The organism is Nitratireductor sp. XY-223 (assembly GCF_004959855.1).
Classification (GTDB): Bacteria; Pseudomonadota; Alphaproteobacteria; order Rhizobiales; family Rhizobiaceae; genus Hoeflea_A.
Genome location: NZ_SPNT01000016.1, coordinates 18,925 through 42,968 on the forward strand (window position 1 = coordinate 18,925; position 24,044 = coordinate 42,968).

General features: G+C 61.5%; 18 protein-coding genes. 14 read left to right on the forward strand and 4 right to left on the reverse strand.

The features are described 5' to 3' along the window. The 12 genes from E4M07_RS26255 to E4M07_RS26310 are packed head-to-tail and all read left to right on the forward strand — an operon-like array spanning window position 1 to window position 13,461. Window positions 1–1,533, forward strand: coding sequence for an aldehyde dehydrogenase family protein (locus E4M07_RS26255; protein WP_136661390.1), 1,533 nt, complete (start codon window positions 1–3; stop codon window positions 1,531–1,533). Between the two features lie 46 nt (window positions 1,534–1,579). Next, a complete protein-coding gene (locus E4M07_RS26260; RefSeq protein WP_136661391.1) occupies window positions 1,580–2,824 on the forward strand; it encodes an ABC transporter substrate-binding protein in 1,245 nt (414 codons plus the stop codon). Window positions 2,825–2,882: 58 nt separating this feature from the next. Next, window positions 2,883–3,785: a sugar ABC transporter permease gene (locus E4M07_RS26265; RefSeq protein WP_136661392.1), complete on the forward strand. Its 903-nt coding sequence runs from the start codon at window positions 2,883–2,885 to the stop codon at window positions 3,783–3,785. After that, window positions 3,785–4,705, forward strand: coding sequence for a carbohydrate ABC transporter permease (locus tag E4M07_RS26270; RefSeq protein WP_206057405.1), 921 nt, complete (start codon window positions 3,785–3,787; stop codon window positions 4,703–4,705). The genes E4M07_RS26265 and E4M07_RS26270 overlap by 1 nt, the downstream gene beginning before the upstream one ends. 4 nt (window positions 4,706–4,709) lie before the next feature. Beyond that, window positions 4,710–5,819, forward strand: coding sequence for a sn-glycerol-3-phosphate ABC transporter ATP-binding protein UgpC (gene ugpC, locus E4M07_RS26275; RefSeq protein ID WP_136661393.1), 1,110 nt, complete (start codon window positions 4,710–4,712; stop codon window positions 5,817–5,819). Window positions 5,820–5,822: 3 nt separating this feature from the next. Beyond that, window positions 5,823–7,307 carry a GMC family oxidoreductase gene (locus E4M07_RS26280; RefSeq protein WP_136661394.1) on the forward strand — a complete coding sequence of 495 codons (1,485 nt, stop codon included), beginning with the start codon at window positions 5,823–5,825 and terminating at the stop codon, window positions 7,305–7,307. Next, on the forward strand, window positions 7,304–8,062 hold the full coding sequence (locus E4M07_RS26285) for a 3-ketoacyl-ACP reductase (protein ID WP_136661395.1): 759 nt from the start codon (window positions 7,304–7,306) through the stop codon (window positions 8,060–8,062). The genes E4M07_RS26280 and E4M07_RS26285 overlap by 4 nt, the downstream gene beginning before the upstream one ends. Window positions 8,063–8,071: 9 nt before the next feature. Beyond that, entirely contained in the window at window positions 8,072–9,664 is a 1,593-nt protein-coding gene (locus E4M07_RS26290) for a GMC family oxidoreductase N-terminal domain-containing protein (RefSeq protein ID WP_136661396.1), read from the forward strand. Further along, window positions 9,661–9,984 (forward strand): Dabb family protein, encoded by a 324-nt coding sequence (locus tag E4M07_RS26295; protein WP_136661397.1) that lies wholly within the window; start codon window positions 9,661–9,663, stop codon window positions 9,982–9,984. The genes E4M07_RS26290 and E4M07_RS26295 overlap by 4 nt, the downstream gene beginning before the upstream one ends. Window positions 9,985–10,008: 24 nt before the next feature. After that, on the forward strand, window positions 10,009–11,172 hold the full coding sequence (locus tag E4M07_RS26300) for a dihydrodipicolinate synthase family protein (RefSeq protein ID WP_136661398.1): 1,164 nt from the start codon (window positions 10,009–10,011) through the stop codon (window positions 11,170–11,172). Between the two features lie 6 nt (window positions 11,173–11,178). Then, window positions 11,179–12,195 (forward strand): LacI family DNA-binding transcriptional regulator, encoded by a 1,017-nt coding sequence (locus E4M07_RS26305; RefSeq protein WP_136661399.1) that lies wholly within the window; start codon window positions 11,179–11,181, stop codon window positions 12,193–12,195. Next, window positions 12,196–13,461 (forward strand): glycerate kinase, encoded by a 1,266-nt coding sequence (locus E4M07_RS26310; protein WP_136661400.1) that lies wholly within the window; start codon window positions 12,196–12,198, stop codon window positions 13,459–13,461. Here E4M07_RS26310 and E4M07_RS26315 read toward each other — a convergent pair whose 3' ends face one another. From E4M07_RS26315 to E4M07_RS26335, 4 genes are all read right to left on the reverse strand, one after another. Further along, the gene (locus E4M07_RS26315; protein WP_169054412.1) at window positions 13,462–15,150 is read right to left on the reverse strand and encodes a hypothetical protein; all 1,689 of its coding nucleotides are present in this window, start codon (window positions 15,148–15,150) and stop codon (window positions 13,462–13,464) included. It lies immediately after the preceding gene. 90 nt (window positions 15,151–15,240) lie between these two features. Next, complete coding sequence (locus tag E4M07_RS26320) at window positions 15,241–17,025, reverse strand: recombinase family protein (RefSeq protein WP_136661402.1); 1,785 nt, start codon at window positions 17,023–17,025, stop codon at window positions 15,241–15,243. 614 nt (window positions 17,026–17,639) lie between these two features. Further along, window positions 17,640–19,106 carry a nucleotidyl transferase AbiEii/AbiGii toxin family protein gene (locus E4M07_RS26330; protein ID WP_136661404.1) on the reverse strand — a complete coding sequence of 489 codons (1,467 nt, stop codon included), beginning with the start codon at window positions 19,104–19,106 and terminating at the stop codon, window positions 17,640–17,642. Continuing rightward, on the reverse strand, window positions 19,096–19,950 hold the full coding sequence (locus tag E4M07_RS26335; protein WP_246660624.1) for a type IV toxin-antitoxin system AbiEi family antitoxin domain-containing protein: 855 nt from the start codon (window positions 19,948–19,950) through the stop codon (window positions 19,096–19,098). Before E4M07_RS26335 ends, E4M07_RS26330 begins: the two co-directional genes overlap by 11 nt. A gap of 479 nt (window positions 19,951–20,429) precedes the next feature. Between E4M07_RS26335 and E4M07_RS26340 the strand changes: the two genes are divergently transcribed. Beyond that, window positions 20,430–21,407 (forward strand): AAA family ATPase, encoded by a 978-nt coding sequence (locus E4M07_RS26340; RefSeq protein WP_136661405.1) that lies wholly within the window; start codon window positions 20,430–20,432, stop codon window positions 21,405–21,407. A 9-nt stretch (window positions 21,408–21,416) separates the two neighbouring features. After that, window positions 21,417–23,903 carry a S8 family peptidase gene (locus tag E4M07_RS26345; RefSeq protein ID WP_136661406.1) on the forward strand — a complete coding sequence of 829 codons (2,487 nt, stop codon included), beginning with the start codon at window positions 21,417–21,419 and terminating at the stop codon, window positions 23,901–23,903. Window positions 23,904–24,044: the final 141 nt, after the last annotated feature.

Sequence of the window (24,044 nt, forward strand, 5' to 3'; positions counted from 1 at the left end):
ATGACGGATTTCAATGTTGTCGCCGCCGGCGACAGGGCCATTCCAGCGCAGCCATTCGTCGCACGGCATCTCATCGACGGCGAGTGGCGCACGAGCGCGGACGGCGCGACGTTCGAGCGCGTTTCGCCTTCGCACGGATCGGTGGTCACGCTGGCAAGCAAGGGTGGCTCCGAGGATGTTGAAAGGGCTGTATCCGCCGCACGATCCACCTTCGACAAGGGCACCTGGTCCAGCACCAGCGGCAAGGAGCGCGCAACTCTGCTGTTGCGGGTCGCCGACCTGATCGACCGGGAGCGCGACCGGATCGCGCTGATGGAGACGCTGGAGTCCGGAAAACCGATCAGCCAGGCGAAATCGGAAATCGAGGGCGCCGCGGACCTGTGGCGCTACGCGGCCTCTCTGGCGCGCACGATGCACGGTGAGAGCCACAATTCGCTCGGAAGCGACATGCTCGGCCTGGTTCTGAGGGAACCGGTCGGCGTGGCCGCCATCATCACGCCGTGGAACTTTCCGTTCCTCATCGTTTCGCAGAAGCTGCCCTTTGCACTCGCTGCCGGTTGCACCGCGGTCATAAAACCCTCCGAGATGACGCCGGCCACCACGGTGATCCTCGGCGAACTGATTGTCGAGGCCGGGGTGCCCGCCGGCGTCGTCAATATTGTCCTGGGCCATGGCGATCCCGTCGGCATGGCCATGACGGCGGACCCGCGGGTGGACATGGTGACCTTCACCGGCTCCACCGGCGTCGGCAAGGCGATCGTGACGGCGGCGGCCGGAACGCTCAAGAAGGTCTCGCTGGAGCTCGGCGGCAAGAACCCGCAGGTCATTTTTCCCGATGCCGATTTGCAGGATGCGCTCGACGCGGTGGTCTTCGGCGTCTATTTCAACGCCGGTGAATGCTGCAACTCCGGATCGCGCATCATCGTCCATGAGGATATTGCCGACGAATTCGTCGCCCGCACCGTGGACCTGTCGCGCCGGGTACCGTTCGGCGACCCGCTGGATCCCGCGACCAAGGTCGGCGCGATCATAACCCCCGAGCACCACGCAAAGATCGACCGCCATGTCCGCGATGCGGCGGCCGGCGGCGCGGACATCCGGCTCGGTGGAAGCGGCCTTCCCGTTCCCGGCTTGAACGGCCAGTTCTACCAGCCGACCGTCGTCGCTAATGTCAGTGGCAACATGTCGATCGCGCGCGAAGAGGTGTTCGGGCCGGTCCTGTCGGTATTGACATTCAACACGCTCGATGAAGCAATTGCACTGGTCAACGATGCCGAATACGGTTTGTCGGCCGGCGTCTGGAGCGACAACGTCCACACGTGCCTCGAATTTGCGCGACGTGCGCATGCCGGCACCGTCTGGACCAACACATGGATGGACGGCTTTGCCGAAATGCCTTTCGGCGGCGTCAAGGAAAGCGGCCAGGGCCGGGAGCTTGGCCGCTACGGACTGGAAGAGTTTCTCGAGGCGAAAACAGTCGCAATGCGGATCGGCCGCACGCGCGCGCCTTGGATCGAACCGCAGACAGCATGATGGTCTGCGGTGGACATAAAGATTGCGCAAACCAGGGAGGTATTCCATGCGTATTTTGACAACGACACTAACTGCCGCCACTGCTCTCGCGGCTGCCACCTGCGCCCAGGCGGCGGACGTGGAGGTTCTGCACTGGTGGACATCGGGCGGTGAGGCCGCTGCTCTCAACGTTCTGAAAGACGACCTTTCCGGCCAGGGCATCGGCTGGCAGGATATGCCCGTTGCCGGCGGCGGCGGCACGCAGGCCATGACCGTCCTGCGGGCACGCGTAACCTCCGGCAACGCGCCGACGGCGGTGCAGATGCTCGGCTTCGACATCACCGACTGGGCCAAGGAAGGCGCCCTGGCGGACTTGAATGCCCTTGCCGACCAGAACAAGTGGGGCGACGTCATCCCCGCCGCCCTGCAGAAATTCGCCACCCATGACGGCAAGTGGGTCGCCGCGCCGGTGAATGTCCACTCGACGAACTGGGTCTGGGCCAACAAGGCGATCATGGACGAGCTCGGCATATCCCAGCCGCAAAGCTGGGACGAATTCGTCGCGGCGATGCAGAAAGCCAAGGACGCGGGCTACACCGCGCTGGCCCATGGCGGCCAGCCCTGGCAGGAAGCAACCATCTTCGACGCCGTCGCCATGGCCGCGGGCGGTCCGGAATTCTACCAGAAGGCCTTTGTCGAACTCGACGAGGACACGCTGGGTTCCGACACCATGAAGGAGGCTTTCGACCGCATGGCCACGTTGCGCGGCTTTGTCGATGACAACTTCTCCGGACGCGACTGGAACCTCGCCACGGCCATGGTGATCAATGGCGATGCCGCATTCCAGCTGATGGGCGACTGGGCCAAGGGCGAGTTCCTCAATGCCGGCAAGACGCCGGGCCAGGACTTCCTGTGCTATCGCTTCCCCGGCACCCAGCAGCAGGTGACCTTCAACTCCGACCAGTTCGCCATGTTCGATCAGGAAGGCAAGGTCTCCGATCAGCAGGCGGCCCTCGCATCGGCAATCCTGTCTCCGGGCTTCCAGATCGCCTTCAACAAGGTCAAGGGCTCCGTTCCGGCGCGCACCGACCTTGATGTTGCCGAGCTCGATGCCTGCGGACAGCAGGGCTACGAGGAATTCAAGGCGGCTGCCGCGAGCGGCAACCTGTACGGTTCCTTCGCTCACGGCCATGCCAATCCGGCTGCGATCAAGAACGCCATGTACGATGTCATCACCGCGCACTTCAACGGTGAATACGACAGCGCGACGGCGGTCGAGGAACTCGTAACCGCAGTCCAGATCAACAAGTGATCTTAGAGTACCGGGAGGCGGCCGGGTTTGGCCGCCTCTCACCCCCGGGAGATCCAAGATGGCCTTTACAGAGACGGCAACACGCCCCGGTCCCGTTGACCGGCTGCGCGACGCCCTGCCCAAGCTGGTTCTGAGCCCGACGGTGGCGATCGTCGCCATCTTCGTCTACGGCTTCATTGTCTTCACGTTCTACCTGTCCTTCACCAACAGCCGCATCCTGCCGCAATTCGGCTGGGTCGGGTGGCAGAACTACGAGAACCTGTTTCGCATTCGCGCCTGGGATACGGCGGTCACGAATCTCATCATCTTCGGATCGCTCTACATCATCATCTGCTGTGCGCTCGGCCTTTTGCTGGCGATCCTGCTCGACCAGCGCATCCGCGCCGAGGGCTTCATCCGCACCATCTATCTCTACCCGATGGCCCTGAGCTTCATCGTGACCGGCGTCGCCTGGAAATGGTTCCTCGATCCCGGCATCGGCCTGGAGGCCGTCGTTCGGGGCTGGGGCTGGGAGAGCTTCACCTTCGGCTGGATCAAGGACCGCGAGATGGCGATCTACACCATCGTCATTGCCGCCGTCTGGCAGACCTCCGGTTTCGTCATGGCGATGTTCCTCGCCGGCCTGCGCGGCATTGACAGCGAAATGATGAAGGCCGCCCAGATCGACGGCGCATCGACATTCGCGCTCTACCGGCGGATCGTCATACCGCAGCTTCGCCCCGCATTCATGTCGGCGTTCGTCGTGCTCGCCCACATGGCCATCAAGTCCTACGACCTGGTGATTGCCCTGACGGGAGGCGGGCCGGGAACGGCCACCGAGTTGCCGGCGACCTTCATGTATTCCTACACATTCACCCGCAACCAGATGGGCATCGGCGCGGCGTCTGCTGTCATCATGCTGATGACCATCGCGGCGATCATCGTTCCCTATCTGTGGTCGGAACTGAGGGAGAAGAGATAATGTCAACGGCTCCCTCCGTCGAAACTGGCGCCACGGCCGCCCCCGCCGTCGAGAACCGCAGCCGGCTCTTTCAGTTCAGCCCGGCGCGGATCGTCCTTTATGCGATCCTGGCGATCTTCTGCATCTACTATCTCTTGCCGCTCTACGTGATGGTGGTGAATTCCCTCAAGCCGCTGTCGGAGATTACCGCCGGCGGCATGATGGCGCTGCCGCAGCAATGGACGCTGGCCCCCTGGGGAAGCGCCTGGTCGACGGCGCAGGTCGGCGTCGAGGCGACGGGCCTTCGCCCCTATTTCATCAATTCCATCCTGATGGTGGTCCCGGCGGTCGCGATTTCGACCCTGCTCGGCGCGCTCAACGGATACGTGCTGACCAAATGGGCATTCCGCGGCTCGACGATCCTCTTCGGCCTGCTGCTCTTCGGCTGTTTCATCCCCTTCCAGATGGTGCTCATCCCGATGGCGCGGATGCTCGGCCTGATGGGGCTTGCCGGCTCGGTCCCGGGCCTCGTCTTCGTCCACCTCGTCTACGGCATCGGTTTCTCGACGCTCTATTTCCGCAATTACTACGCCGCCTTCCCGACCGAACTGGTGCGTGCCGCCCAGATCGACGGCGCCGGCTTCTTCACGATCTTCTGGCGCATCCTGCTGCCGTCTTCCGGCCCCATTGCGGTCGTCTGCATCATCTGGCAGTTCACCAACATCTGGAACGACTTCCTGTTCGGCGCATCCTTCTCCGATTTCGACAGTCAGCCGATGACCGTCGCGCTGAACAATCTGGTCCAGTCGTCGACCGGCGTGAAGGAATACAACGTTCACTTCGCCGGAGCGATCATGGCCGCACTGCCGACACTCCTCGTCTACATCGTCGCCGGACGCTTCTTTGTCCGCGGCCTGATGGCTGGCTCCGTAAAAGGATAGAAAAATGGGCTTTCTCGATATCAAACAGGCGACGAAGACCTACGGTTCCGTCAAGGTCCTTCACGAAACGAACATCGCCGTCGAGGAGGGCGAGTTCCTGGTTCTCGTCGGCCCTTCCGGTTGCGGCAAATCAACCCTGCTCAACATGATCGCCGGCCTGGAGGCCATCACCTCGGGCGAGATCGCCATCCGCGGCAGAAGCATGAACGGCGTCAAGCCGGCGGACCGCAACATTGCCATGGTGTTCCAGTCCTACGCGCTCTACCCGAACATGACGGTGAAGGGGAACATCGCCTTCGGCATGGAGATGCACGGCATCGCCAAGCCCGAGCGCGAGAAGCGGATCGGCCAGGTGGCGGACCTGTTGCAGATCAGCCACCTGCTCGACCGCAAGCCCGGTCAGCTCTCCGGCGGCCAGCGCCAGCGCGTCGCGATGGGCCGCGCTCTGGTGCGCGAGCCTGACGTTTTCCTGTTCGACGAGCCGCTGTCGAATCTCGACGCCAAGCTGCGTGTCGACATGCGCACGGAAATCAAGAAGCTGCATCAGAAACTGGGAACGACGATCGTCTATGTCACCCACGACCAGATCGAGGCCCTGACGCTGTCGACCCGCATCGCGGTGATGTTCGGCGGCTACGTGCAGCAGCTTGGAACGCCCAAGGAGATCTACGACAACCCGGCCAACATGTTCGTCGCCGGCTTTATGGGTTCGCCCTCGATGAACCTGTTTCCGGCGAAGGTCGTGTCGGCCAACGGCGCCGCGGCAGCCGAAATCAGCCTGGCGAACGGCAGTGCCGCGACCATTCCGTTTGCCGGCGATCGCATGTCGGCAAGTGTCGGGCGTGATATCGTCCTCGGCATCCGCCCGGAAGCGATAACCGACCGCGACGGCGCGGACCGCAATTCCAAGGCAATCCATATCGTCGAGGCGCCGGTCGAGGTCACCGAACCCGCCGGGTCCGATACCTTCGTCGTCAGCCAGATCGGCGGAAAGGACGTAACCGGGCGCTTCCGCGCCGATGTCGCGGTCAAGGCCGGCGACGTCTTCCCGTTCGCCTTCAACATGGAAAAGGCCGTCGCCTTCGATCCCGAAAGCGAGCAGCGGATCGCCTGACCGATGAGCAATGCGCCCGATATCGTGATCATTGGCAGCGGCATGGGCGGCGCGACGCTCGCCGCCGGCCTTGCGCCGTCCGGCGCGCGCATTGCAATCCTTGAGCGTGGCCACCGGATTCCGGACAGCGCGCCGGCGCGCGATCCCTGGCGCATCTACACCAACAGCGCCTTCCGCTCCCGCGAGACATGGCTGGACGAGGAGGAGCGCCCGTTCGAACCCGGCAACTACTACAATGTCGGTGGCAATTCGAAGCTCTACGGCGCCGTGCTCATCCGCTACCGCGAGGCGGATTTCGACGAAATGGAGCACTATGACGGCGTTTCCCCGGCCTGGCCTTTTCGCTACGATGAAATGGCGCCCTGGTATGACGCCGCCGAGCGGCTCTACGAGGTCCGTGGCGATGCGCAATCCGATGCGACGGAGCCGCCGCACGGCGCGCCCTACCCTTTTCCGCCGGTGCCGGACGAACCGGCGGTCAAAGGGGCAAGGGAGCGCCTGGAAAACGCCGGGGTGCGGCCGTTCTGCCTTCCGCTGGGAGTCGATATCGATCGCTGGCTTGCCGCCGGCAATACCGGCTGGGACGGTTATCCCGACCAGAGATGCGGGAAAATGGACGCCGAGACCTGCGGCCTGGCGGCGGCGCTCGCCCACGACAATGTCGAATTGATCACCGGCGCGCGTGTGACCGGTCTCAGGATCGGCTCCGACAACCGGCGGATCGGCGAGGTCGTCTACGAAAAGGACGGCGAAGAGCACACGCTGCGCCCCGGGGTCGTGGCCCTGTGTGCCGGCGCCGTCCAGTCGGCCGCCCTGCTGCTGCGGTCCGGGATCGCTAACAGTTCCGACCATGTCGGGCGCTGCTTCATGAACCACAACGCAACGGCGGCCATCGCCATCGATCCCGGGTTCCGGAACGACGCGGTCTACCAGAAGACCTTCGGCATCAACGACTGGTACCTGTCTGACGGCAATGGCGGAAAGCCGCTCGGAAACGTGCAGTTGCTCGGAAGGGTGACGCCCGACATTCTGAAGATACAGGTTCCGCAACTGCCGATGATCGCCGCGCGCTGGATTTCCGGACACGCGCTCGACCTCTACCTCATTTCGGAGGATCTGCCCGATCCCGAAAACCGCGTGGTTCTGAAGAACGGCTCTGTCCAGCTGATCTGGCGCCGCTCCAACATGGCGGCGCATGAAAAACTGCTCGCCAAGACGAAAAAGGCCTTGAAGGCCGCGGGCTTTCCGTTTGTCCTGTCGCGCCTGTTTGACGGCCGGGTTCCGTCCCACCAGTGCGGCACGGTCCGTCTCGGCGATGATCCGGCGACATCCGTGCTCGATCCCGAGTGCCGGTCCTGGGATCATCCGAACCTCTTCGTGACCGATGCCGGCGCCCTTCCGACATCGGCCGCCGTCAACCCCGCCCTCACGGTCGCCGCGCTGTCGCTCCGGGCCGCTGAGACCATCAAGCAGGAGCTCGCGCAATGAGCAGGATTGCCCTCGTGACCGGAGGACAGAAAGGCATCGGGCTCGGCATTGCCGAGGCGCTGATCGGCGCCGGATACAAGGTCGCGCTCGCGGCGCGCAGCAAGGAGACGGCGCCCGAGGTCGAGGAAGCGCTGTCGCACCTTGGGGCCGATGCGGCCTATTTTTCGCACGACCTGCAGGACGTCGACCGCCACGCCGGGCTTCTCGACAAGGTGGAGTCACATTTCGGTCCGGTATCGACGCTGGTTTCCAATGCCGGCGTTCCGGCCAGGGTTCGCGGCGACATGCTCGACCTTCAGCAGGACAGCTTCGACTTCGTGCTCGGCGTTAACCTGCGCGGCGCATTCTTCCTGGCCCAGGAAGCGGCCCGGCGCATGCTGGACCTGCCGGACGATCCCTACCGTTCCATCACCTTCGTGACCTCCGTCAGTGCCACGATGGTGTCCATCGAGCGCGCCGAATACTGCATCTCGAAGGCGGGCGCGGCGATGATGGCTGAGCTGTTCGCCGTTCGCCTCGCGCCGCACGGCATCGGCGTCTTCGAACTGCGGCCCGGCATCATCGAAACCGGCATGACGGCGAGCGTGAAGGACAAATACACCGCAAGGATCGAGGGCGGGCTGGTCCCCGCCGCACGCTGGGGCAAGCCCGCGGATATCGGCGCCAGCGTCGTTCCCATCGCCAATGGCGAGATGGCCTTTGCCACCGGATCATCGATCGCCGTCGACGGCGGTCTCTCGATCGCGCGCCTCTGAGAAACCGTCATGGACAAGGGTTACGACTTCATCATCATCGGTGGCGGCAGCGCGGGTTCCGTGCTCGCGGCACGGCTGTCGGAGAATCCGGCCGTCAGTGTCCTGCTTCTCGAGGCCGGCGGCCGGGACTGGCATCCGTTTTATCATCTGCCCGCGGGCTTTGCCAAAATGACCAAGGGAATCGGCTCCTGGGGATGGCACACCGTTCCTCAAACGCATATGAAAAACAAGGTTTTCCGCTATACGCAGGCGAAGGTCATCGGTGGCGGCTCTTCCATCAACGCGCAGATCTACACGCGCGGCAACGCGCGCGACTACGACGAATGGCGCCAAATGGGCTGCGAGGGCTGGGGCTACGAGGACGTGCTGCCCTATTACAAAAAGGCCGAGGACAACGACACGTTCGACAATGCGTATCACGCAAAGGGCGGACCGCTCGGCGTATCGCAGCCGCGTGCGCCGCTGCCGATCTGCGAGGCCTATTTCGAGGCTGCCGGCGAACTCGATATCCCGCGCAACCATGACCTGACCGGCGAAATCCAGGATGGCGTCGGCTACTATCAGCTGACCCAGCGCGATGCCCGCCGATCCTCCGCGTCGATCGCCTATCTCTCGCCGAACCGGAAACGCAGGAACCTGCATGTCCGCACCGGCGTCCAGGTCCGGCGCATTTCCGTTGAAAAGGGTCGCGCAACCGGCGTTGAGCTTGCAGACGGCTCATGGCTTGCGGCAAATGCGGAAGTCGTCCTGTCCTGCGGCGCCATCGGCTCGCCCCGTCTGCTCCAGCTTTCCGGGGTCGGTCCGTCGGAACATCTGGCTTCGGTCGGGATCGCGACCGTCTACGATCAGCCCGGAATCGGCGCCAACCTGCAGGACCATCTCGATCTTTACTGCATCTGCGAGGTCAGCGGTCCGCACACCTATGACCGGTATGCCAAACCGCACATGTCGGCCCTCGCCGGCCTGCAATATCTGCTCGCCAAAACCGGACCCGTCGCCTCCAGCCTCTTCGAAACGGGCGGCTTCTGGTATGCCGACAGGGAAGCGCGCTCGCCCGACCTTCAGTTCCATCTCGGTCTTGGAACCGGCATCGAATCGGGCGTCGCGGCAATGCCCGACGGCGGCGTGACACTCAATTCCTGCTACCTGCGTCCAAGATCGCGCGGAACCGTGCGGCTGCAGAGCGACGATCCCGCAAAGGCGCCGCTGATCGATCCCAACTATCTCGAGGATCCGCGGGACCGGGAGATGTCTATCCGTGGCCTGAAGCTGACGCAGGAGATCCTCGCGCAGTCGCCCCTCAAGCCGTTCATCAAGGCCGAACGGCTGCCGGGGCCGGATGTCAGGACCGATGACGACTATTTCGCCTTCATCTGCGAGCACTCAAAGACGTCCCACCATCCGGCGGGGACGTGCCGCATGGGATCGGATCCGGCGGCCGTCGTCGATCCCCGGCTTCGCTTCAACGGCATCGAAAAGCTGCGCATAGCGGACGCCTCGATCATGCCGAACGTCATCTCCTCCAACACCAACGCGGCGGCAATCATGATCGGCGAGAAGGCCGCCGACATGATCCGCCATGACAACGGGATATCCGCATGATCCGCCATATCGTCCTCATCCGCTTTCGCAAGGATGTGCCCGAGGAAACCGTCTCGCGCCTCTTCGACGAGCTCCGCGCCATAAAGGACAAGGTCCCCGGCCTGATCGCGATCACCGCCGGGCGCAGCGAAAGCCCGGAGAAGATCGAGCGCGGCTATATGCACGGATTTGTCGTCGATTTCGAAGACTGGGACGCCCTGGCGGCCTATCAGGCGCATCCGGACCACAAGACCCTCGGCGCGAAACTGGTCGCCCATGCGACCGGCGGGATCGACGGCATCCTGGTGCTTGATATCCCCGTCGACGCGCAACCGGCCTGACGCCGTAAACAACCGGAGCCACGCATGCTGAACCTGCCTACGCACGACAACCGGCTGGAGGCCTACTCCCTCCGCGGCAACCCGCTGGAGCCGCGGGCGCCCGAGATACCCCTGACCCGCACCGCATTCGCGGCGGCGCACGTGGTATCGGATCCGATCGCCGAGCGCGATCCTTGGATGGCGCCGCCCGCCGTCGACTGGGACAACACCATGCGGTTTCGCCACTGGCTCTGGGACCAGGGGCTTGGGCTCGCCGAGGCGATGGACACGGCCCAGCGCGGCATGGGCGTCGACTGGCCGACCGCGAAGGAACTGATCGAACGCACGATGAAGGAAGCCAAGGCGCATCCGCTGAAGCCGCGCGTCGCCTGCGGCGCCGGAACCGATCAGATCATCCTTTCCGAATTGAAATCGGCGGACGAAATCCGGGCAGCCTACGAGGAACAGATCGGGGCCATCGAGGCCGCGGGAGGCCAGGTGATCATCATGGCCTCGCGGGCGTTTCCGGCCATCGGCGCGGATGCGAAAACCTATGCGGAAGTCTATGGCCGTCTGCTGCAACAGGTTTCGGAACCCGCCATCCTGCACTGGCTCGGCGACATGTTCGACCCGGCGCTTACCGGCTATTGGGGCGGCGAGACCGTGGATGCGGCCTCGGATGCGGTGCTGTCGATCATAGAAAGCAACGTCGAGAAGGTGGACGGCATCAAGATATCGCTTTTGGACAAGGCACATGAGGAGGCTTTCCGGGCGCGGCTGCCCGACGGCGTTCGCCTCTATACCGGCGATGATTTCAACTATGCCGATCTCATCGCCGGAGACGGAGAGCGGCACTCGCATGCTCTTCTCGGGGCCTTTGCCGCGATCGCGCCCGCTGCCAGCCAGGCGCTGGAAGCGCTGGCGGTGAACGACATGGAGACCTATCACGCCCTGTTCGAGCCGACCGTTCCCCTCAGCCGCGAGATCTTCAAGGCGCCGACGCAGTTCTATAAGGCGGGGATAGCGTTCCTTGCCTGGTTGAACGATGCGCAGAGCCATTTCATCATGCCCGCGGGTTTCCAGTCCTCACGGGAAATCACGCACTATGCCGAGGTTTTCCGGCTCGCTGACCGGGCCCGGCTCCTGTCCCGTCCTGACATCGCCGAGGAACGCATGGGCCTGCTCTTGAAACTGCACGGAATCGGCTGATCCGAAATGGGCAAACGACCGACCATCCTTGATGTTGCCAGGCACGCGGGCGTATCAAAGTCGACGGTCTCGCTGGTCCTGCAGAATTCTCCGCTGGTCAAGGAATCCACGCGCAAGGACGTCGAGAAATCGATGGCCGACCTGAACTATGTCTACAACCGGTCCGCGGCCGGCTTGCGCGGTGCTTCGACCGGTCTGATCGGTCTGATCATCAACGATCTTCGCAACCCGTTTTTCACCGAATTCGCCGCCAGCGCCCAGATGACCTTCGCAAGCAAGGGCTATTCGACAGTCATTGCCAACACGGACGAGGATCCCGACATCCAGGCGCAGGTCATCGATTCGATGATCGAGCACGGCGTTTCCGCCTTCGTCATTTCGCCGGCCTATGGCGGCGACTGCCGCGCATTCGACCGCATTCGGATGGCGGCAATTCCGACGCTGCAGGTGTTGCGGCAGCTCGATGAAAGAACCGATATCTTCCCGTTCGCCTCGCTCGACTATGCCTCGGGCGGCGCCATGGCGGCGGAGCATCTCATCGGCCTTGGATGCCGCAGCATCGCCTTTGTCGGCGGGCTGCAGGACCGGCCGATAACGTTGGAAAGAATGTCCGGTTACGATGCGGTCATGAGGTCCCGGGGATTTGAACCGAGATCGTTTTTCGGCCGGCCCTCCAGGGCATTCGGACGGGAAATCGCGCGCAGGATCGTGAAGGACGAGAACCGGATCGACGCCGCAGTGTGCTTCAGTGACCTGGTCGCCCTCGGCATGTTGAGCGGGTTTGCGGAGATCGGCATCGAGGCCGGAAGGGATTTCCGTCTGGTCGGCTTTGACGACATCGAGGAGTGCTCGCTCGTCTATCCGCGTCTGAGTTCCGTGCGCTGCAATACGTCGCAGTTTGGCAGAAACGCGGCGGAGGCTATGCTGGACTGGATGGTCGAGGGCAAACGCCCGCCTGACACAAAACGCTACACCGTCGAGCTGATTGCCCGGCAGTCGAGCCTTGGAGCGCAAGAGGCCTGAATGAGCATCGGCGATCCCGAAAAACTGTTGCGGCAGCTCTTCGACCGCGCCGTTGCGGCGGCTGATCCAATGCTCTGCGTTCCGCCCCATCTGCCCGACAAGCCCGCTGGTCGTACCCTGGTTGTCGGCGCCGGAAAGGCGTCTGCGCGGATGGCCGAAGCGGTCGAGAGCGTCTGGGGCCCCTGCGAAGGGCTTGTCATCACACGCGACGGATATGCCCGCCCCTGCACCGGCATCGAGGTGGTCGAGGCTTCGCATCCGGTTCCCGATGCGCGCGGCCTGTCGGCGACCGGCCGGCTCCTCTCAATGCTACGGGACCTGGGCGAGGATGACCACGTTCTGGCGCTGATATCCGGCGGCGCTTCCGCCTTGCTGGTCCGGCCGGCCGGCAACATATCGCTAGAGGAAAAGCGCCTGATCAACGAGCGTCTTCTTGCCTCCGGTGCGCCGATTGACGAGATGAACACGGTCCGCAAGCACCTGAGCCTGGTCAAGGGCGGGCAGTTCGCCGCCGCGGCCTACCCGGCGCGGATGACATCGCTGATCATCTCGGACGTCGCCGGCGACGATCTCGCCTTCATCGCGTCGGGGCCGACGGTCGGCGACCGCAGCAAACCCTCGGATGCGGCGACGATCCTCGCGCGCCACGGCATCGAGGTGCCGGCATCGGTGAAGGATGTCCTGGCGTCCGCCGGCGGCGTTCTCGCGCCGGATTCCGAGTTGTTGTCGCGGACCAGCAACATTCTGATCGCCGCACCCTCGAAATCGCTCGAGGCGGCAGCCGGGCAGGCCCGGGGCCGGGGAATTGAAACGGTTCTGCTTGGCGACGCGATTGAAGGCGAGGCACGGGACGTCGCCGCTGAGCACGCGCGGCTTGCCCTGGACGCACAGGCCAAGCGCGGCGCCGGCGATCCGCCTTGCCTGCTGCTTTCCGGCGGCGAATGCACGGTCACGCGGCGCGGCAGCGGCATCGGCGGTCCGAATGCCGAATACGCCCTGGCACTTGCCCTGGCCCTCGATGGCGCTCCGGGCATTCATGCCATCGCCTGCGATACTGACGGTGTGGACGGCGCGGCCGATGTCGCCGGCGCGACCGTCGGCCCCGACACCCTGCCGAAAGCCGCAGCACAGGGTCTGGATGCCAAGGCAATGCTTGCCGACAATGACAGCCACGGCTTCTTCGAACGGATCGGCGATCAGGTGGTGACAGGCCCGACCCTGACCAACGTCAACGATTTCCGGGCTATCCTGGTGAATAGCGTCTGATCAATCCGCCGAATTCAACAAGCCGTCGAGGAAGCTGTTGAACAGGCGCACCCGCCGTTCATAGACCCGCTTGCTGAAATGCGGATTGTTTGCCAGCCGGTAGTCCAGCATCTCGGTTTCGACCGCCGCCAATTCGGTATCGCCCCCGGGCCGGCTTTTGATGCCTCCCGTTGGCGCCGCGCCGAAGGCGTAATAGCGCCAGGCGACCGGCGGAATGGCCGGATCGTCCAGCCTGGCGATCATCGTGTCGCGGATGACCTCCGGATCGTGGGACTTCGGACTGTAGGGCCTGACCAGTGACAGCGGCCCGATGCGGTCGACATAGACGGTTGTGCCGACCGGATAGCGGGCGGGGCCGGGAAAGGCGCCCGTCGTTATCGCATCGTTCGAAATCAGGACACGGTATCCGGCCGGCATGTCTGCATCCACCAGCCTTGTCGCAATGCGCGGATCGTCGACGCTCAGCGCCTGCAGGTCGACGGGCAGCGGACCGCCGGCATCGTAATCGGATTCCAGCCACTTGGTGGTCAGCGTATCGGCCCACAGGCCGTTGCCCACGCGCGGTGCGCCATAGGTGATCAGCTTGACCTGCCGCCACGGCCAGTCGCGCAAGCTGCGCGGCATGGCGGCGCCGGCTGCAGAGGGGCCGTAACGGTCGCCCATGAATACCGCGCTCAAAAAGTGCTGCGCAAGACCGCCGCCGAGACTGTGCCCGGTGACATAGATGTTTTCCGGCGGACGTCCCGATGAAAGCGCTGCCGCCGTCTCAAGACACTTGAACAGGCGCGGAAGCGTCTCCTCCGTGCTGTGGGCGATGCCGCGGTGGACCGTGCCGATGGTCGTGATCGCGCTCACCCCGTCCTGCGGCGGAACAAGGCGGTATCCAAGGTCCGATATCCAGTCCGGATTGCCGGATGCATGGGAGGTGCTCGCACCGCGCAGGATCGAGTGCACGACGGAGCCGCCGCGGCTGCCCCGGAAAGCGATATGGATGTCGTAACGGCCGCTCGTGTCCAGGCGGCGCATCAGGACAAAGCCCATCAGGCTTTGCGACGCCGGCTGGTCCGCCTCGCCCTTGTTGCCCGTTCCGCCCTCGAACGCGAGCAGTATGTCGCGTGCCCCGGAAGCGCGGGCCGCGGGGTTGGACACGACGTGCCGAACGGCAATGTCGCCCGCGGGACGGCCGGTCCGCCGGTAGCACATGTGCACGGACGCAATCCGCGAGGTGATTTCGGAGGGCGTCTTGTAATCGACCCATTTTCCGCCGGTATTGTTCAGCGTGTCCTGCCAGGGGTAGAGCCCGTCATACCGGTAGACGATCGGATCGTGCAGCGGATTGTCGGAAAAGCCGCTCAACAGGCCCGGGCCGCGGTAACCGCCGAGAAACGGTTTTTGTCTGATTTGCCGGCGCCCCGTGGCGGCCGCCCACTGCCGGACCCTGTCGGTCAGCTCGGTTGCGGGTGCGCCCGCATCTTCCGCTTCCTCGTAGTAGGGATCGAACGGCCACACCAGCGTTTGCCCGTAGAGCTGATAGGCGAGGATCGAAAGGTCGAGATGGTAGACCACCGGGTTATAGGGGAACTGCGAATGTGCGGGCCCTTCGGCAATGGTCGTTTGTTGCGATTCGTTGAAATGCGTGGTGCAGGCGGAAAGGGTTATCAGCGCGGCGAACAGGACAGTCGCGGACAATCGAGATCTGCGCATCGGGTCCTCAATACGTCTGAAATTCTCACGATCGCGGCTGAAATACGCAGCCCCTGGGACGATGAAATCAACGGTTCAAGCAATACTGTCGCAGGTGTAGCAGATCGCACGCACCGGCGGCAATCCGGCAGCCGGTCCAATCCACTGCGCCACCTGCTGAATTGCGGAGGAGAAAACCTGCGGCACAAAAAAACCGCCCTTGCGGGCGGTTGTTGTTTGGTTGCGGGGGCCCGCAATGTCTTTTGTTATAACTTCGACTTGATGGTGCCTCCGCCGTTCCGCAACGAAGTCGAGAATGCCCATCAGCTTACCGCGTAGCACTGCATTGACCGCGCCGCGCCTCGGGCCAGGCGACATCACCACCTCGCCCACGAGCGAACGGATCGCGTCAGCGGCCTCCGTTCGAAATTCCGGATCCTCAAGCGCTTCCGTGAGGCGGACAACCTTCGCCTTGTAGACCTCGGCAACGTTGGGATGGATATCGGGAACGTCTTCCGGTGCTTCCTCCATCCGCGCCAAGACTTCGGTCTTCTGGCGTTCGAGGTCTTCCATCCGCGCCTTCATGACTGGCTGGTACATGCCGTCTTCGATTGCCGCCATGATCCCGGCAATGGCCCGTTCGGTCTTGTCGAGCGTTTTGCGGTCGAGTTCCACCTGCGCCCGGCGTTCGCGGTTCTGTTTGTTGAGTTCCTCGGAATAGGCGCGCACGGCCTCGGCGACCCTGTCGGCGGAAACCAGCTTTTCCGTAAGGCCGGAAAGAATGCGCTCTTCGATGACATCGCGCCGGATTGTGTGGCCATTGTCGCAGGTCCCGCGCCGGTAACGGTTGAGACAACCATAACGATCGCGGGTGATGATGCCGTAATTCCCCCCGCAGCAGCCGCATGTGAGCAGCCCGGAGAACAGAAAGGCAGGACGGCGCAGTTCGTTGACATGCCTGGCGCGGTAGGCGCGCACGCCCTTGGTGACATTTTCGAACTGTCTGGAGATTTCCTCTTGCCGTTGTCGTGCAGCCTGCCACAGTTCATCGTCGACAATGCGCAGTTCCGGAACCTCGGCCCTGATCCATTCGGACTGCGGATTGACCCGCGAGACGCGTTTGCCGGTTTCAGGATTCTTGATGTAGCGCAGCCGGTTCCACACCAGCACCCCGGCATAGAGTTCGTTGTTGACAATGCCGGTGCCGCGGCAGACATGGCCCCTTATGGTGGTGTCGCCCCAGGCCCTGCCATTGGGACCGGCAATGTTGTCGAGGTTGAGATCCGTTGCGATGGCCCTGGGGCTCTTGCCGGCGGCGAACTCACGGAATATGCGGCGCACGATGGCGGCTTCTGCCTCGTTGATCCTGCGCTCGCCGGTAACCGACTCGCCATTATCGTTGAGACGCCTGACCACTTCGTAGCCATAGCACAGGCCGCCGCCGGACTTGCCGTTTTCGACCCGGCCGCGCAAGCCGCGATGGGTCTTGGCGGCGAGATCCTTCAGGAACAGGGCGTTCATCGTGCCCTTGAGGCCGACATGCAGTTCGGAGATTTCGCCCTCGGCGAGCGTCATGAGCGTCACGCCGGCAAACTTGAAATGTTTGTAGAGAATGGCGACATCGGCCTGGTCGCGGCTGATGCGGTCGAGCGCCTCGGCCAGCACCATGTCGAATTTGCCCGCCTGCGCGTCCTGCAGCAGCGCCTGGATGCCCGGCCGCAGGGTGACGCTGGCGCCCGAGATGGCGGCATCCTTGTAGGCGCCCACCACCTTCCACTTCTCCCGCGCCGCCTGGTCCCGGCAGATGCGGAACTGGTCCTCGATGGAGGAAACGCTCTGGTTGTCCGAGGAATAGCGGGCATACAGCGCAACGCGGGTCATGGGACTTCCTTTCTTTCACACACAAATTTCATCCGTCCGGGTCCGGCCCCTCTCGCTCTGGCTTTCGGGCCTCCAAACGTCCCGCCGGAGCGTTTCGCCCGCCGTTGGCGGACCGGTCCTTACTGTCGTTGGCCGCCCACTTCCGTCGTTCCCGCTCCCGGATCCTGACCTGTTCGCGGGCGATATGGCGGCCGATGGCTCGGGCGATGGTGTTGAGATGCCGCTCAGCCTCTTGCACCGCCTCCCGTCCAGGGCCGTTGTCATTCGCCGGCGATGGAGCAGCCGTCGCGCGGTCGTCTTTCTCCTTCATAGGCAGGACCTTTCCAACTTAGGCACATACCGGGAAAGGATTACCCAAGGCGAGATATACTCTTATAGCCCTTGTGTACGCTCACCCGACATTTTCGTCGTCCATCCTTCTGTTGGTTGCCAGTTCTGCGCGAACGACTTTCCACATGCCACCGCAATTGTCGTCGACATGACGAACCTTGCGATCTCCCCACGACACCGGCCTAGTTGAATGCAAGGCGTTAGGCACACCTGAATTCGAGCTGTTCCGCATAGTCGGCAAGGCTGATGAACTGCGCTGCTTTCTCAAGAGCAGACAATTGCGTTCAGTATTTCGTATCGACCAGAAATCCTGTCCGTCCGCTGCACTGGAAACCGCTGGGTGCCTTGTGTTTGTTCAGACGACCATCCATTTTCTTACGGTTGAATTTCTTGCCGCACATCCCGCATTGATAGACGTAAGTCGGCCCGAAAGAAGAAATCGAGCGCCTTGCGGGGCGGCGCCGGAGCCTTTCGCGCCGCACAGGCGCGCGCATCGATCCAAACCCGCCACTTGGTGAACCTGAAGACGAGCGATCGGTCTGCGGAATCGACACTGGCCCACTCGGCGTCAATTCGATGGCATAGCGAGGGGTAAAGCTACGGTTCGTTGTCCGCGCGCCCTGTATCCGGTCGACACGGTAGCTGCGGTGTTGGTCCCGGTCGACATTCCAGGCATGCAGGATGATTTTTTCATCCTGGGTACGCCGAAGTGAATAGGGCTCGATAAGGCGTGTGCTGCGGCGTCCACTTTCGTCGGTGTAATCGAGTTCGACACAGAGCCGGTTCGCAGCTGCAAAACGGATGACTTCCAGGTCAGACTGGGCGCGCCCGCTGACCGGCAAGCGCAATGTACGCTCCCGGAGAACGGTTTCACCGGCAGCCATTGTGTAGGCCGCCGGGATTGCCGGTGCTGCTGCGCCGCCAAGCCACGCGAAAAATTCCGGCAGCGCATTCCAGAACGAGTCTACCGGCGGCAACTCCGGAAGCTGGTGCGCCAGCATGTTGGCCCAGGATCCTTCAAGATCGCCTCTGTGCCCGTCGAGATCACCGTCTTGCGGTAGGGAGATGCCCTTGAATTCGCATTTCTGGGCCAGGACATCGAGCAGAACGGCAGGAGCAGGACGGGCTTCTTCATTGCGGAAAAGGTTGATTACATCATAGAGGTCACGCGGCCGTGCCCGCTCGGCGAGCGCCCGCACCTTTTCGCCGAAGGCTTCTTCGTAGGCGTATGAAAGCACTTCGATGCCGCCATCGGGCGCATCGCTGTATGGATGAAAGATCGGTATCCTGACGGGCGCGAGCACAAGGCGCTCATCGGCGGTAAGATCGAGCTTGATGCGGGGTAGTCCGCCGGAGCTTGGAGAAACCGGGCCGCGATAACTGAGCTTGCCTTGGCAACTCGGGTTGCCGCGCGGGTTTTCAAAAATGTCGAAGTCCTGCAGGTCGGCGGGGAATTCGAGTCCGCTCTGTTCGTATGTCCAGTCCGCGATTTCCGCAAAGACACGCTTCAAGAATGCCTCATCGAAGTGCGAGCCGCCCTTAAGTGTGAAGTCCAGATCTTCGGAGAACCGGTACGTTTCGAAGTAGCACTTCTTCAGGCATGTACCACCTTTAAAGACCCAGCTATCGCTAAGCTCTTTATGAGCAAAGATACCGGCAAGCGCCCAGCCGAGCGCATAGTCCTTTTCAACAACATGTGGCGTAAGCCGTAGCACCCTGGCGATGCCGAGTAATTCGGACTTACCGATCATGGGTACCGCCTTTCAGCCAGCTTGACGGCACGCGCAACCGCCAGCGCGTGACCAGTCGGTCGCACGCCAGCGTGGGATCGAGCTTGGCATGGCCCTTGGTCAAGCGGGTCTTGGCCTGCTTGACCAATACCTGCCCGTCCGGATGTCGCTCGGCCAGAAAGCCGAGTCGCTTGAATATCGCGCCGTTGCCGTGACGGTCTGCGTATTCGATCAGTTTTTCCGGATCACGGTCGTTGCGTTTCATGTACTGCGAAAAACAATCTTCGACGTGCTGAATGCCGCCGCCGACGGCGGGACCGTCGAGCATGTCCACGATCGTGCGGTGAATGTCAGAAACGGCAATGCGGGTCTGGCCGCGCCAGACGGTCTTTGTGCCGAAGATCAGCTCTTCACGGACATATTTAAGCGTAAATGCAGCGCTTTGCCGCTCCACCGTTTTTTGCCTTACAGGGCGCGCGGTGAAGACAACGATGTCACGGAATATCTGCTCGGTCAGGTCCCAATGTTCGGCAGCGGTGCGGCCACCGATATAGGCGGGTGCAAACAGGGCCGGAACAAGTATCCACGGGTCCTGCAGAACCTGCTCCGAATCCAGCAGTTCAAGCTGTACCGGCACATAGATTCCGGTGCCAACGCGGCGCAGCCAGCCCTGCTCGGTCCAGCGCGCGAGCAGCTTTGCCGCCCTTTTTCTCGAAACACCAAGTGCCTGCGCCGCATTTTCGATGCGCACGACATCGCCTGCCGCCTGTATCACAGCGGCAAGCCGGGCTCTTCCTCGTGGCAGGTTCGAATCGCTCATGGTATATAATTCTGTTATAAATTTCTTTTTTTCGGGAAATTCCAAGAATACTATATACTAGTATGTCAAAAATGCAAAATTTTCCCTTTTTCGTGAACAAGCACCAGAATGATGTACTACTGCCGAAACACGAAAGTCCGGTTTCGTGCTATAGCAAAAAAGCGGACATCGGAAGGAAAGAAAGCGAATGTCGGCCTTGGGAGGATTGCGGTCTTTCGCTGCGGATGCGAAAGGCCGATCACAGTTTTCCAATGGCGGACGTTCAATTGAGCCCACTTGTGTTCGGAACACTGGAATCCGGACGGTGCAAATACACATTAATTTGTACCCGCAGATTACGACAAGCTTGCCGAGTATTGCGTTAAGTATTTGCCACTAAGATTTGTGTTCGATGCAGCCAAATGGTGACAGTGAATGATGGCGCACACCTGCAACTATAGGCTATATGGGACATCACTCGTCCGTGCCCAAGTTCGAATCAGTGTATCTAGATTGCACGGCCAATACGGAAAAATTGACGGGACATGACGGCCTCGAAGCATCTCATAGCACTCCTCAAGAGCCACATCGCACGTGACGACGATCGGTTTCTATCGATCGCCATGCAAGTGGCTGCACATGAGGCACGGAAAGGCCATGGTCAGGTTGCGCAGCAGGTGCGCGAACTGGTGGACCAGGCACGCAGCGGAAAGGTGGAACGCTCAAGGCAGCCTGTTCCGATCGCACAGCCCAAAGGTGAACTGGCTTCTTTGGTCGCGGTTAGCTTTTCAGAGACCCGTCTGAAAAGCATGGCACTGACCGATGAACTGGAGCAGCAGCTCAAGCGCGTCATCGTCGAACAACGTCAACAACACAAGATTCTTGAGCGCGGATTACAACCGCGACGGAAGCTGCTCCTTGTCGGACCGCCTGGCTCCGGCAAAACGATGACTGCATCTGCGTTAGCAGGAGAACTTCACCTTCCGCTTTTCACGGTGGTCTTCGATACTCTGATTACTCGGTTCATGGGCGAGACGGCGTCAAAGCTTCGCGTCATTTTTGAGGCGATGACTGAAACGCGCGGCGTGTACTTCTTTGATGAATTCGATGCAATTGGTGCCAGACGCTCTGAACGAAATGATGTGGGTGAAATACGACGCGTCTTGAATTCTTATCTCCAGTTCCTTGAGAAAGATGAGAGTGATAGCCTGATTATCGCGGCGACCAATCATGTCGAGTTGCTCGATCCCGCTCTTTTCCGCCGTTTCGATGACGTCATTCAGTACAATCTTCCGGACAAAGAGGTCACGCTGAAGATTTTGCAGACACGTCTGGTGGGATTCGAGACAGGTGAGATTGATTGGCAGGTATCCGCCGAGATGACAGCGGGTCTCAGCCAGGCCGAGATTTCGCGTGCTGCTGATGAAGCAGCAAAGAGAGCGATCCTCACTGATCGCACAAACATCACCAATGACGACCTGTCGGTTTCCATACAGGAGCGGCGTTCGGCAACACACAAGTAGAGGCCGACAATGCCGAACGGGGAACAGCGCAATCTAAGGCATATCTATTTTTCGGGTCATGGAAACCGTGAACCGTTCACGTGGCCAACTGGCGGCGGCGGGAAAGTAACGATTCCGGAACGAAACCGAGCGCAACATGCTGCGCGTTTGGAACAGGCCCTTGTCGAAGCAATTGCTGCAGCCGATGAGCAATTCGCTGCCCGAAACACTGAAATTGCAGGAGGTGCACCCGGCTTCTATCTGGAGTTTGATATCGGCTGGGAACAGAGCGCGATACTGGACAGGCTCGAAGACAAGCGCGGCCAATATCATATCGAACTTGTGGCCGTGAGGGCCGCTGACGCCGATCCCGAGAACAAGCTGTCTGCCACAGTGTTTGTGCCCGAAGCCAAGCGCGAGCTTTACCTGAAAAAGGTCGAGGACTACCGCACTAAGGAAACTCGGACTGGAAAGCCCCAGAACCAGCCTTTGGTTGCGTCAATGGAAGAAGTCCGCCTCGCTCATGCGCGGTCGCTTTTCACCGATGTTCCCGAGTCCTTTCCCGTAGCGGGTCAGCAAACCTGGTGGGAAGTTTGGCTTCGTACCGATGCACGCCCCGTCCTCGAACATGCGGTAAATGGACTGGGCATGGTGTTGCGCGATCACTTTGTCCGCTTTCCTGAACGCGAGGTGATGCTAGCACTTGCGACGCCCGAGCAAATCGGGAGCGTTGTCGCGAACACCGACGCCATCGCCGAACTGCGGATCGCAAGAGACACGCCTGCCGTGTTCATGGAAATGGATGCGCACAAGCAGCGCGATTGGAACGATGAGATTGCGGAAAGGGTTCAGGCGCCTGAAGGCGATGCGCCGTCGGTCTGCATCCTTGATTCCGGCTCGACAAGGCCGCATCCGCTTATTGAACCTGCCCTTGATGCGGCAGACCAGCAATCATGGAATGGGCTCTGGCTGGTCGACGACACCAGCCTGACATGGCGCGGTCACGGAACAAAGATGAGTGGGTTGGCGCTTTATGGCGATCTCGTTGAACCGCTAACTGGCGACGATCCCGTCGTTTTGAGTCACATTCTTGAGTCGGTCAAGGTACTGCCCGATCAAGGTGCGAATGACCCTGACCTTTACGGATACATCACCGCGGAGGCGATGAGCCGAGCGGAAATTCAAGCGCCGGAGAGGCCTCGGGTGTTTTGTCTCGCAACCACCAGCGAAGGTGATCATTGGAAAGGACGCCCCTCGTCCTGGTCTGCTGCGTTAGATGAACTTGCATATGGCGATGGTGAGTTGCAGCGTTTTGCAGCGGTATCGGCTGGCAATATCGGGGCATTGTATCCAGCAGGCGAATACCTCGACCAGAATGATGCATCGCCAATCGAAAGCCCGGCGCAGGCATGGAATGTGCTGACCGTCAGTGCTGTCACCGAGAAGTGTGTAATCACAGACCCTACCTTTACGGGATGGAGTGCTCTTGCACCCGCCGGCGATCTTTCACCGCTCAGCCGCACATCCATCACGTGGCAACACGAATGGCCGATAAAGCCAGACATCGTCTTTGAAGGCGGCAATTATGGTGTTAATCCAGCGAATGATGACAGCGATCATCTCGATGATCTCGCACTCCTGACGACGAATAACCATCTTCAAAACGGCTATTTCAGCGTCATTTCAGATACGAGTGCCGCCACCGCACTAGCTTCGCGAATGGCGGCGCAGATTCTGGCTGATCGACAGGAACTGTGGCCGGAGACAGTCAGAGGTCTAGTCGTTCACTCGGCTGACTGGACACAAGCAATGCGCGGACATCTGCCGATTAATCCAACGCAAAACGACAAGCGACTCTTGTTGCGACGCTACGGCTACGGTGTCCCCAACCTGGAAAGGGCGACACGCAGCCTGAGCAATGATGTCACGCTCGTGATCGAGAACAGTATGCAGCCCTTCTATCTGGATGGCTCGAAAATCAAGACCCAGGACATGATCTTCCATGATCTGCCGTGGCCTGCCGAGAAGTTAGAAGCGCTCGGCGAAGAGCACGTCCAGCTGCGCGTAACGCTGAGCTACTTTATCGAGCCTAATCCCGGCGAGCGGGGGTGGACCAAGCGTCATAAATACGCCTCGCACGGTTTGCGCTTTGCAGTAAAACGGCCCGAGGAAGACGTGGCCACTTTCCGCGGTCGAATAAACGCCGCCGCGCGGGATGAAGAGGAAGGTGATTACACTGGCGGTCAGGAAGACGGTTGGGTTCTCGGGCCGCGTCTTCGCAATCGGGGCTCTTTGCATTCGGATATCTGGGATGGAACAGCCACCGATCTTGCGAACCGTCACAGCATCGCAGTCTACCCGACAGGTGGTTGGTGGCGTGAGAAGCGCAGCCTGGAGCGCTACGATCGGGAGGTTCGATACGCACTTCTCCTGACGCTTCGCGCACAAACCACTATTGATCTTTACACTGAGATCGAAAATGCGATCGCCGTTGAGGTCGAAATTGGCTCAGGGTGATATCAGCTGCGATTCCCGGATTAAGTCCGCTTGGCTGGATTGCATCGCAACGACCAGAAGCGCTTACGAATGACCGCAATGGGCCGGAAGCAGTCTCCATACTTTGAGACCTTCGCCCAAAACGCTGCATCGGGAAATAGG

Coding starts and splice junctions, on each gene's coding strand:
- E4M07_RS26330 (WP_136661404.1), bottom strand. CDS start 19,106: ATGATCGGTAAGTCCGAATTACTCGGCATCGCCAGGGTGCTACGGCTT.
- E4M07_RS26295 (WP_136661397.1), top strand. CDS start 9,661: ATGATCCGCCATATCGTCCTCATCCGCTTTCGCAAGGATGTGCCCGAG.
- E4M07_RS26345 (WP_136661406.1), top strand. CDS start 21,417: ATGCCGAACGGGGAACAGCGCAATCTAAGGCATATCTATTTTTCGGGT.
- E4M07_RS26265 (WP_136661392.1), top strand. CDS start 2,883: ATGGCCTTTACAGAGACGGCAACACGCCCCGGTCCCGTTGACCGGCTG.
- E4M07_RS26305 (WP_136661399.1), top strand. CDS start 11,179: ATGGGCAAACGACCGACCATCCTTGATGTTGCCAGGCACGCGGGCGTA.
- E4M07_RS26260 (WP_136661391.1), top strand. CDS start 1,580: ATGCGTATTTTGACAACGACACTAACTGCCGCCACTGCTCTCGCGGCT.
- E4M07_RS26270 (WP_206057405.1), top strand. CDS start 3,785: ATGTCAACGGCTCCCTCCGTCGAAACTGGCGCCACGGCCGCCCCCGCC.
- ugpC (WP_136661393.1), top strand. CDS start 4,710: ATGGGCTTTCTCGATATCAAACAGGCGACGAAGACCTACGGTTCCGTC.
- E4M07_RS26310 (WP_136661400.1), top strand. CDS start 12,196: ATGAGCATCGGCGATCCCGAAAAACTGTTGCGGCAGCTCTTCGACCGC.
- E4M07_RS26255 (WP_136661390.1), top strand. CDS start 1: ATGACGGATTTCAATGTTGTCGCCGCCGGCGACAGGGCCATTCCAGCG.
- E4M07_RS26285 (WP_136661395.1), top strand. CDS start 7,304: ATGAGCAGGATTGCCCTCGTGACCGGAGGACAGAAAGGCATCGGGCTC.
- E4M07_RS26280 (WP_136661394.1), top strand. CDS start 5,823: ATGAGCAATGCGCCCGATATCGTGATCATTGGCAGCGGCATGGGCGGC.
- E4M07_RS26290 (WP_136661396.1), top strand. CDS start 8,072: ATGGACAAGGGTTACGACTTCATCATCATCGGTGGCGGCAGCGCGGGT.
- E4M07_RS26300 (WP_136661398.1), top strand. CDS start 10,009: ATGCTGAACCTGCCTACGCACGACAACCGGCTGGAGGCCTACTCCCTC.
- E4M07_RS26320 (WP_136661402.1), bottom strand. CDS start 17,025: ATGACCCGCGTTGCGCTGTATGCCCGCTATTCCTCGGACAACCAGAGC.
- E4M07_RS26340 (WP_136661405.1), top strand. CDS start 20,430: ATGACGGCCTCGAAGCATCTCATAGCACTCCTCAAGAGCCACATCGCA.